Origin of the sequence: Granulicatella sp. 572.rep1_STHE, assembly GCF_001073445.1 — a bacterium.
Taxonomy (GTDB): domain Bacteria; phylum Bacillota; class Bacilli; order Lactobacillales; family Aerococcaceae; genus Granulicatella; species Granulicatella adiacens.
Genome location: NZ_JVBO01000041.1, coordinates 1 through 10,413, shown reverse-complemented (window position 1 = coordinate 10,413; position 10,413 = coordinate 1). Strand labels below are relative to the sequence as shown.

The 10,413-nt window shown below is 39.3% G+C and carries 9 protein-coding genes, 2 tRNA genes and 2 rRNA genes; all 13 read left to right on the top strand.

Annotation, left to right across the window (positions count from 1 at the left end):
- A 23S ribosomal RNA gene (locus tag ADH99_RS08535) occupies positions 1–612 on the top strand; the annotation flags it as partial.
- A 78-nt stretch (positions 613–690) separates the two neighbouring features.
- Positions 691–806 (top strand): 5S ribosomal RNA (rrf, locus tag ADH99_RS08530).
- An 11-nt stretch (positions 807–817) separates the two neighbouring features.
- Positions 818–891 (top strand) — tRNA-Asn (locus ADH99_RS08525).
- 22 nt (positions 892–913) lie between these two features.
- Positions 914–986, top strand: a tRNA-Thr gene (locus ADH99_RS08520).
- 152 nt (positions 987–1,138) lie between these two features.
- Entirely contained in the window at positions 1,139–2,368 is a 1,230-nt protein-coding gene (locus ADH99_RS08515; RefSeq protein WP_049555639.1) for an LPXTG cell wall anchor domain-containing protein, read from the top strand.
- 128 nt (positions 2,369–2,496) lie between these two features.
- On the top strand, positions 2,497–3,231 hold the full coding sequence (locus ADH99_RS08510; protein WP_049555638.1) for a metallophosphoesterase: 735 nt from the start codon (positions 2,497–2,499) through the stop codon (positions 3,229–3,231).
- Between the two features lie 9 nt (positions 3,232–3,240).
- Positions 3,241–3,891: a CPBP family intramembrane glutamic endopeptidase gene (locus ADH99_RS08505; protein WP_049555637.1), complete on the top strand. Its 651-nt coding sequence runs from the start codon at positions 3,241–3,243 to the stop codon at positions 3,889–3,891.
- Positions 3,892–3,908: 17 nt separating this feature from the next.
- The gene (locus tag ADH99_RS08500; RefSeq protein WP_049555636.1) at positions 3,909–5,039 is read left to right on the top strand and encodes a sensor histidine kinase; all 1,131 of its coding nucleotides are present in this window, start codon (positions 3,909–3,911) and stop codon (positions 5,037–5,039) included.
- A 14-nt stretch (positions 5,040–5,053) separates the two neighbouring features.
- On the top strand, positions 5,054–5,704 hold the full coding sequence (locus ADH99_RS08495; RefSeq protein ID WP_049555635.1) for a response regulator: 651 nt from the start codon (positions 5,054–5,056) through the stop codon (positions 5,702–5,704).
- Between the two features lie 425 nt (positions 5,705–6,129).
- Positions 6,130–7,062, top strand: a complete 933-nt coding sequence (locus ADH99_RS08490; protein WP_005606586.1) for an ABC transporter ATP-binding protein — start codon at positions 6,130–6,132, stop codon at positions 7,060–7,062.
- Between the two features lie 10 nt (positions 7,063–7,072).
- Positions 7,073–8,227 carry an ABC transporter permease gene (locus ADH99_RS08485; RefSeq protein ID WP_049555634.1) on the top strand — a complete coding sequence of 385 codons (1,155 nt, stop codon included), beginning with the start codon at positions 7,073–7,075 and terminating at the stop codon, positions 8,225–8,227.
- Positions 8,224–9,330: an ABC transporter permease gene (locus ADH99_RS08480; RefSeq protein ID WP_049555633.1), complete on the top strand. Its 1,107-nt coding sequence runs from the start codon at positions 8,224–8,226 to the stop codon at positions 9,328–9,330. Before ADH99_RS08485 ends, ADH99_RS08480 begins: the two co-directional genes overlap by 4 nt.
- Positions 9,331–9,723: 393 nt before the next feature.
- A partial coding sequence (locus ADH99_RS08475) for a helix-turn-helix domain-containing protein (protein ID WP_049555913.1) occupies positions 9,724–10,413 on the top strand: 690 nt, incomplete at its 3' end.

The following is a 10,413-nucleotide window of genomic DNA, read 5'->3' as shown; positions in this document are numbered from 1 at the left end:
GGTTCCCTCAGAATGGTTGGAAATCATTCGAAGAGTGTAAAGGCAGAAGGGAGCTTGACTGCGAGACCTACAAGTCGAGCAGGGACGAAAGTCGGGCTTAGTGATCCGGTGGTTCCGCATGGAAGGGCCATCGCTCAACGGATAAAAGCTACCCTGGGGATAACAGGCTTATCTCCCCCAAGAGTTCACATCGACGGGGAGGTTTGGCACCTCGATGTCGGCTCATCGCATCCTGGGGCTGAAGTCGGTCCCAAGGGTTGGGCTGTTCGCCCATTAAAGCGGTACGCGAGCTGGGTTCAGAACGTCGTGAGACAGTTCGGTCCCTATCCGTCGCGGGCGTTGGAAATTTGAGAGGAGCTGTCCTTAGTACGAGAGGACCGGGATGGACACACCGCTGGTGTACCAGTTGTTCTGCCAAGAGCATCGCTGGGTAGCTATGTGTGGACGGGATAAACGCTGAAAGCATCTAAGCGTGAAGCCCCCCTCGAGATGAGATTTCCCATCACATTAAGTGAGTAAGACCCCTGAGAGACGATCAGGTAGATAGGCTAGAAGTGGAAGTGCCGCGAGGCATGGAGCGGACTAGTACTAATCGGTCGAGGACTTAACCACGAGTTGTATAGCTGGTAGATTGATGGAGTTGGATATAGATTCAGTTTTGAAAGAACGAAAGTTTTTTCAGAAATAAAGTGTGGTGACGATGGCAAGAAGGATACACCTGTTCCCATCTCGAACACAGAAGTTAAGCTTCTTAGCGCCGATAGTAGTTGGGGGTTTCTCCCTGCGAGGGTAGGACGTTGCCACGCTTTATTATTTTTCCGCCATAGCTCAGTTGGTAGTAGCGCATGACTGTTAATCATGATGTCGTAGGTTCGAGTCCTACTGGCGGAGTTCTTTTTTTTTACCCAAAAATGCTGCTTTAGCTCAGTCGGTAGAGCGTCACCTTGGTAAGGTGGAGGTCGCCGGTTCAATCCCGGCAAGTAGCTTAGAAAAATAGATCAAGCGATTATAGAGGCAAGAAATGAAAATTCATTTCTTGCCTCTTTTCACATAAAATTCACAATTCAATTATATAAAAAATGTAATAATCAATTAATATTATGAATATAATCTTAATAAAAAATATAAGGAGATATTTATGAAAAAGATTTTATATTCTATCGTAGCATTATTTAGTTTAGTAGTGCTCGTCTTTTCTGCAAAAGTAAATGCAGTTGAGGTTCAAAAGGAAGGGACTACTTTAAAAGTAACCAATCCGAAAGTGACAGTAACGGGAGATGCTTCAGATATTTATGGACGATGGGGTTTAACATTCCAAGTTGATTTTCCGGATGAGGTAACCATCAACGAAAATGATACGCTACAATTCAATTTAAAAGCGCCAATTCGTCTGCAATCGGATTATTCATTTCCAGTTTATAACAAGGCAAATCAAGTCGTAGCCAATGCAAAGGTGAATGCGGCTGAAGGAACTGTAACGGTGACGTTTAGTTCATATTTTGAAGAAAACTATTTGAAAAAGAACATGGAACTTTCTGTTGAGGTATTCTGGGCTTCAGATGATAGCTTAGCTGATACAACGCAAGAATTGGATTTCAATGGAACTATCATTACTCAAAAAATTAAACCTTTACCAATGCCAGGTCCAAATGAAATGGCTGCTAAATGGGGAGCTCAACAAGCGGATAATGCTGAACAAGTTCACTGGTGGGCTCGTTTGAACTATGCTAGAAAGACTTTATCGAATATTGAAATTAAGGACGTATGGGATGCAAATCAAACTTATGTACCTGGTTCATTACGTGTAGAGTTAGTAGAATCGACTTATCCTTGGAAATCAGCTGGATTTCTTTCAGAAAGTGATTATGAAATCACTCCTACTGGAATTACTGTTAAAATCAATTCTACGGATAAAATTATCTTTATAGACTATAAGGTTCAATTGGCCAATCCAAGTAAAAATCCTCAGAATCGCATTACGATTACAGCTGAGGAGTTAGACGATGCGATTTCTACAGATGTGACGTATAAAATGTTAACAGGGATTGGGCTTGCTGATGGTGAAAAGCCAGTAACCACAACGACTGCTACAACGACCACCACTACAAGTACAACAGAAACGACAACCACTGCTACAACAACGACAGAGTCAACTACAACGGAAGTGACTACTGTGACAACGACTACGGAAGAACCAACGACTGAAGGTACAACAACAACCGTTACACCACAAACAACGACAACAGAGGAACCAAAACGTCCAGAGTTACCAAATACTGGAACATTGGAAAATCCTTTTATCCTTGTTTTAGGTGCACTAGCAGCGATTACAGGTAGTTTCTTAGTCTTTCGTAAACAAGAAGCATAATCATGTCTTTTAAAGACTGAAGATCGGGCGATGGTTCGATCTTCTTTTTGTTTTAAAAGAAGCTTCTTTCATATTCAGGGGGTTATTTGTTATAATGAACAGTATGATAGTTATTTGAGGTGGAATAGATGAAGAAAAAATATTTTATTATTGGTGACATTCACGGTGAAGCAGACATGATGGAAGAGATGCTTCAAAACTGGGACGAAACTACTCAGCAACTGGTCTTCATGGGAGACTTGATTGACCGTGGTCCCGACAATAAACGAAGTGTCCTTACAGGGATGAAATATGCCAAAGAAAAAAATGCTTGGTATATGATGGGAAACCATGAAGTCATGTTTCTTGCGTTTATCGATGATCCAGAGGGACGTTTTCCACATTACTTAAGAAACAACGGAGATACAACGATTAATGACTTACTCGGACGTCCTCAAGATACTCCGGTAAATCCCGTAGAGGATGCAGAAGCGATTAAAGCGCAATATCCGGAACTGATAGCTTTCCTAAGAGAACGTCCCCTCTATATTGATGAAGGAGATTTACTCTTAGCACATGCCGGGGTAGATTTACGCTTGGACGACTGGCACGACACGGAGCCAAAAGACTTCTACTGGATTCGTGAACCGTTCCATACAGGGGTTAATAACACGGGCAAAACGATTATCTTCGGACACACACCTTTACGTGGCTTAAACGAAGATGGTGACTTTATGAAATTATGGCAACAGGACGGTAAAATCGGGATTGATGGCGGAGCTGTTTTTGGCGGCGCACTTCACGGTATCGTCTGGTCTGATGGACAAATTGAAAAAATATATAGTATTAAAAATACAAAACCAGTCCGTTTCACGGATGACTAGAGGTGAATCATGAAAAAGAATGCAGTTTTACTATGGATTGTTTATTTTCTGAATTTAATTATTTTCCCAAGTTTCTTTATTGTACAAGTCTCTTCAGGAAAATATGCGGTAGATACCCAAATGTATGTCGTATTACAAGTCATTTCGATGGTCATTGGAATTTGGCTCTACCGAACCAAAATAGCGCAAGCGGCAAAAGATTTTGTTAAACGACCTTTTATACGTGATTTAGCGATAGGATATGTTCTTCGAATTGTACTCGCAATCATTGTGTCGAATTTATTAGGGGAATTTACTTCAGATAATCAAGCGCAAATTGAATCCATGATGTCGAAATCCAATCTTGTGATGATGTTTGTATTGCTTTGCGTGGTGGCACCTATTTTGGAAGAATTAGTCTTTCGTGAAGCCATCATTGGGTCTTTCAAAAAATCGATGAATGTCCATGTGTTGACTATCATCTCGGCTGTATTATTCATTCTTTTACATTCCCTTTCTAGTGATGGAAGTGGCATTAATTGGATGTCTGCCTTGCTATACGTTCCTTTAACAATTCCAATCGTAGGGATGTATCGTTACTATGAGAATAATATTGTTGCATCGATTACGATGCACTTTATCAATAATTTTGTTGCATTTTTATTTTTAATGAGTATGTAATTTAGGAGGATGAAATCATGAAAGTCGATCAATGGGTAAGATTCATTATTCGGTATGGTTTCATTCTTTTTTCATTGTTTGAATGGAGCCAATTGCCAGAGATGAGTGCTCATCAAATTGTCTTCTTTACGGCCTTTATCGCGGTCGTTCAGATTGGTTATTATTGGTTAAAATATCAATGGTATATTTTAGTAGAAGGAATTGCAGTGGCACTTCTTTGTTTTTATTTCCAAACGGTTTTTGCTGGCCTCATCCTACTCCTCTGCTTTGAAATTAGCCTACGCTTCTCATTTAAGAACGCGGTAGTGATGCAGGTGCTTCTTGGGTTAATCATTATCATCCCAGCCATGCAGCAGTTCGATACGCTTAAAGCGATTATGACCGTCTTCTTTATTCTTTTCTTCTTGTATGGAAATTATATTTTAGAAGAAAGAAGAGCGTTGCAAGAGGAATTAGATGAAGTGTATCAAAAACTAAGTGAGCAACGGTACGATTTGCAGCAAGCACAATATAAAATGGGGACAATGAAGGAAATCTTCACACTACAAGAGCGGAATCGGATTTCCCGTGAAATTCATGACTCTGTTGGCCATAGTTTATCGACGATTATTATTCAACTAGGTGCGATTAGTCAATTAGCGAAGATGGAAAATTCTCCGATTCAAGAAATGAGTGAAGGATTACGCGAATTTGCGACGCAAGGACTGCAAGAGGTTCGTAAAATTGTCCATGATATGAAACCGGAGCAAATGGATAGGAAGCAATTGGATATTGCACTGGAAGAATTCTTCCATGAAGTTCAAGTGAATTCAGGGATTGAAATACAGTTTAGAAAAAATGATCCAACATTTGCACTTAACAGTGAAGCGGAACTGAGTGTGTTTCGTGGAGTCCAAGAAGCGATTACGAATGCTATGAGACACGGAGACGCAACAAAAATCACCGTACTTTTGATGTATAATCAAGCGCAGTTAGTGGTCACGATTAAGGACAATGGACAAGGCGCAACTAGCCAAGAGCTTGTTCCAAAGGGTGGATTAAAATCCCTACAAGAGAGACTTCGACGAGAGGGTGGAGTTGTAGAGATGAACCCTTCCAACCAAGGAGTGACCATTCAATTCATTATTCCAAACCCGAATAAGGGGTAGAAACGAGGGACCTAATGACAAAACCAATTCGATTAATTATTGCAGATGATGAGATGCTGATTCGGACAGGATTAAAAATCATGCTCGAAGCCAGTGGGAATGTAGAAGTGCTAGCTCTTGCAGAAAACGGGAAAGCAGCTTTTGAAGCTTGTACCATTCACCGGCCAGATGTCGTGTTGATGGATATTCGAATGCCTGAAAGTAACGGAATCGAAGGTACAAAGCTGATTAAAGAAGCCTTTCCAGAAGTGAAAGTGTTAATTGTGACGACTTTCCAAGATACTGAATATATTGTCGAAGCTGTTCAAAATGGGGCTTCTGGATATTTGTTAAAAGATAGTAGTCCAGATGCCATTCTTGACGGTATTAAAGTAGCCCTTTCTGGAAAAGTCGTGATGGATACGGTGATTTCTGAAGCACTCTTAACAAACACCTCTGTAGAGAAAGAGGAAAGTTTCGATGCCGAAAAATGGGGCTTAACAACCAGAGAGGTGGAACTGATTGCACAGGTGGCAAAAGGCCTCAGCAATAAGGAAATTGCCCAAACGCTCTTTCTTTCAGAAGGCACAGTAAAAAATAATATTAGTACGATTCTTTCTAAGTTAGAACTACGCGATAGAACGCAATTAGTCATTTTTGCTTACGAGAATAAATTAAAACAATAAACTATTGCTCGGATGGTTAGTTTTTTTGTAGCGACAATAGTGTGTGTGGAGTTTAGAGACTCTCTACCGATTGGGATGAAGAAAAATCGGGTCCTCATACTATTGTGGCTACTTGGAAGCTAGAGAGTCCTGGCGATAGTTTTTTTATACTAGAGGTTCTTCTATTAGAGAATATTCTTCTACTCACCAGAAACCCATTCATAAAAGTGACTTTGGTCATGGTAGTTGGTGACGTTGGAAACTACTAGTTATAAGAGAAGCTTGCTATGATAGGGGTACAGTAACAAAGGAGTTTACGATTGATGAGAGAAGAAAGAAGAACAGAGAAAGATTTACGAGAAGAAAAGATTGTCGTTGCCAGTTGTTTTCTATTTTGTATGTTATTAAGTATGTCATTTCTATTTATTTTTTAAAGAGGTGTAAACATGATTGAGATTAAAGATGTTACAAAGTCTTATGGACGCCATAAAGTGTTGCAAAATGTTTCCTTTGAAATTATGAAGGGAGAGCTGTTCGGTCTATTAGGACCTAATGGCGCAGGAAAAAGTACCTTAATTGATATTTTAACAGGCATCCAACCAATGGATAGCGGGGATATTTTGATTAATGGAAAGTCGATTAAAACAGATAAAGTGGAAATCCGAAAACATTTAGGACTCGTACCTCAAGATATTGCCTTGCTAGAAGAATTGAATGCGGTAGATAATCTGGAATACTTTGGCGGTCTTTATGGATTATATGGTGCTGAGTTAAAAGCACAAATTGAAAAGTTACTAGAAGTTGCAGGATTGACGGATAAGAGAAAAGAAAAAGTGAAAAACTATTCTGGCGGGATGAAACGCAGATTGAATATTGCGGTAGCGATGTTACATAATCCTTCGATTCTTATTTTAGATGAACCAACTGTTGGCGTCGATGCGCAGTCACGTCAATATATTTTTGATTACATCCAAGAGTTAGCCGCGCAAGGCACAACGATTTTATATACTTCGCATTATATGGAAGAAATTGAAGCCCTTTGTGATCGTGTCTTTATTTTAGATCTTGGAGAAGAAGTGGCTTACGGAACAAAAGAAGAAGTGAAAAAGTTAGTCGGACATACGCAAACAGTGGTACTGACCTTAGACCGCATTCCAAATGGTTTTGAAGAAGCTTTAAAAGCCAGTGAGAATGGCGTTCAACATGTCCTGTTGAAAGAGGAAACCCTCGAGCTTACGGTGGACCAAACGATTTTCTCCATGATGAAATTGATTGGTTTTGTGGAACAAGAACAACTCGTAATCAAGTCGCTTAGCATCAAAGAAACGACATTAGAGGAAGCATTCTTGCAATTAACAGGGAAGACACTTCGAGATTAAGGAGGGCATTATGAGATACATTCGCTATATTAAGACCGAAGTAATAGCTTCTTTCAAACAATTTCAAGGCCTTCTGATGATTATTTTAACGCCTTTTTTCTTAACGTTGTTTTTAGCTTTCTCGATGAGAGGAATTTATGCGCAACCAAAATTGAGTGTGGATGTACCACTATATATTGAAAACAATGATCAGGGAGAGTATGGAGATAAAATTGTTCAACTCTTTCAACAGTTATCTGAAGAAAAGCAAATTTTATTAACGAGTAATCCAGAAGAGGCGAAATTCAGCGCTAGTATTCCAGAAGGCTTTACCAAAGCGATTCAATCAGGCAGTCAGGACAGTCCGATTGTCATTCGTCGATTAGGGCGCTCTTCAAATATTGCTTTTGCAGTCTATAAAGAGTTGTTTTCAACAATCACCACTCAATTGCTAGAAGTGAATCAAGTCGCTAGAAAAATCGATGCGACTCCAGCAGCGACCATCTCCAAGGAACAAGTCGCTACATTACTTGCCAGCTTGCAACAAGAGATTGCTAGTCAAGCCTTTCAAATGGAACAAGTTGAAGCAGAGGCGCAATTAACCAGTGCTCAACATTTTTCAATTACCGGGATCAGTTTACTGTTAATCATGATAATGGAAGCTTTATGGCGTTCAAAGGTTCAAAAAGAACTAGGAGGCTATCGAAAACGGATGGAAATCTTGCCATATTCCGTTAGCGAGAAAGAGCGCTTAGACTTAGCAACTCATGTCATCTTTAATACGTTCTTGATTCTACTATATATTCTTGCTTGGAAATTAGTGGATGCAACAACGTTTGGAAATAATTTGATGGGACTTCTTTTATTTGCGCTATTTTATAGTCTGTTTACGGGAGTTGTCGCAACGATTGTAGGAACGCTGATTACAGAGAAGAATCATCAAATGATTTCAACACTGGTCAACATGCTCTTGATTTTTAGTTCAGGGATTCTTCCATTAGATAAGATTAGTCCAGTGTTTGGATTCTTATCTGGTAATTTAGTCCAACGATTCATCTATACGCCATTTGTAGACTTAATGAACGGGGCTTCTGTAGGGGACATGATCCCAAGTGCTACTCTAATTCTTTGTATTTTGTCATTTGTCTTTGTCTTAAGAATCAAGAGAAAGGAGGCACAACAATGAAATTCGTTCGAATGATTCTTTTTCACCTGAAGCGTATGTTGAAAAATCCTACATTTCTTTTTATGACGATTGGAATGCCTTCTCTTATGTCAGGACTGATGCTTTTTGTCCAAAATACGAATACAAATAGTGATTCTACTCTTCCTGTGGCTTCCACTGTGGCTTTTGTTTTCGAGGAAGGAAATGAAGAGTATCGTTCATTGATTGCGCCTTATATCAATGAGGAACATGTCTTTTCAGATTTAGAATCTGCTAAAGCAGCCCTAAAAAAGGGTGAGATGACCGTTATTTACCAGGTACCTGCTCATTATTTACAAAACGCAAAATCTGGAAAAGTTCCAACAATTTTAGTGTGGAATACACAAAGAGGAACTCGTGATTTTCTATTAGATGAACAGTTAATGCAAACTCTTAAAAAAGTAATGCTCGATGCGAAATTACAAGAAGCAGGCGTTCTCAAGCCAGGAGAATCACTTCCTAGCATTTCACAAGAGATGGTCATTGAGGAAAGCGCGGCTCCGAATCCGATTGCTTCGGGTATGGCTGTGATGATGATTTTGTTATACGTTATTTTTAACGCCTCAACGATTTCGTCTAACTGGATTCAATTTAAGAAATCACTAGTGTTAAAACGTTCAGTCGTTTCACCTAGTTCGAATTTGGAGATTGTCTTATCCTTTATTCTTTCTTATTTTGTCTTTATGTTTGGTGCGAATACGCTATTGATGCTCTTCTTCACATTGATAGGGATGGTTCCACACTTAAACTGGGGTCTGTTCTTAGGAATGTTACTAGCAACAACGATGTTCAGCTTGAGTTTGAATTTATTCTTATTCCGATTGTTTAAAAATCCGCAACTTGCGACGGCAATTGGAGTGCTGATTGTAATTATCATGAGTGCAATGGGAATGCCAGTGGCTACGGGGGCTGTAACGAATTTACTGTGGTTAAATGTGCTTGTTTATTGCAGTCCGATGTATTGGATCGTAAAGGCGATTGATTTTCAATCCATGTTCCCATCCGTATGGGTGCTTCTTGGAATGGCGATGGTGCTTCTCACTGCAGGAAGCTACCGCCTTGAGCAGTATGTGCAAAATAAATAGGACGGACAAAAAACAGGACACTGCAAGCTCCTATGGATATCTTTATAGTAGTGACAATAGCTGCACCGGATTGAGCCTTACGTCTCAATTCCTTTCAAGCTTCAAACTGCCGCTAGGAAATAAATTCCCAAGCGGCAGTAATTCACATTGAATGCACACGCTATTGTTCCTACTATAGAATCCATGGAGCTTTTCGTGGCCAGTTTTGTCCTTGTTGTTTACATATCGAGGCGGAGCTTCCTGAGTGAAGTGCCCCTCGAGATAAGAACCTGATGGAACTTGGCGCTCAAATTGAAAGAAAACGAAAAAAGCAAAATGTAACTTATATGTGATATGCTCCCTCTAAAGTAGACACTAAAAAAGTAAACTACTTTAGAGGGGGTATTTTTTAGATTGGCTAAGAAACATACTGCAAAAGAATTAGAACGATTCATAGAATTGTATTTAGATGGTGTGCCTTTTCGTGAGTTGCGTAGTGAATATGGTTTAAGGATTTCACCTGGAACATTTAATATGTATTTTTCGAAATATAAAGCATATGGACTTTCTGCTTTAGAAGATAGAGATGGGTTTAACACTTATACAAATGAATTTAAAGAAATGGTGGTTAAAGAGTTTTTAGAATCGAAAACCTATTTAACGGCAATCACAAGAAAATATAATATTCCTTCTGTTACAACTGTACGAAATTGGATTATTAAGTATACTAATGGTGAGGCCACGAAGGCCTACTATCCTAAGCCAGAGGTATACACTATGAAATATAGAAAAACATCGCACGAAGAAAGAATCCTTATCGTCAAAGACTGTATTCAAAATCAATTAAACTATAAACAAACTGCACAGAAATATAACATCTCGTACAACTTGGTGTATCAATGGGTAAAAAAATATCAAAAATATGGCCCTGATGGATTAATAGACAGTCGAGGAAAACGAAAACCAGATAATATACAGACAGAAACTGAGCGTATTCGTGCAGAAATGGCTATATTAAAGGCACGAAACGAATATTTAGAAACAGAAAATGCCGCACTAAAAAAATTACAAGAAGTGGAAAGCGAGCTGATGTTTGCCAGACGA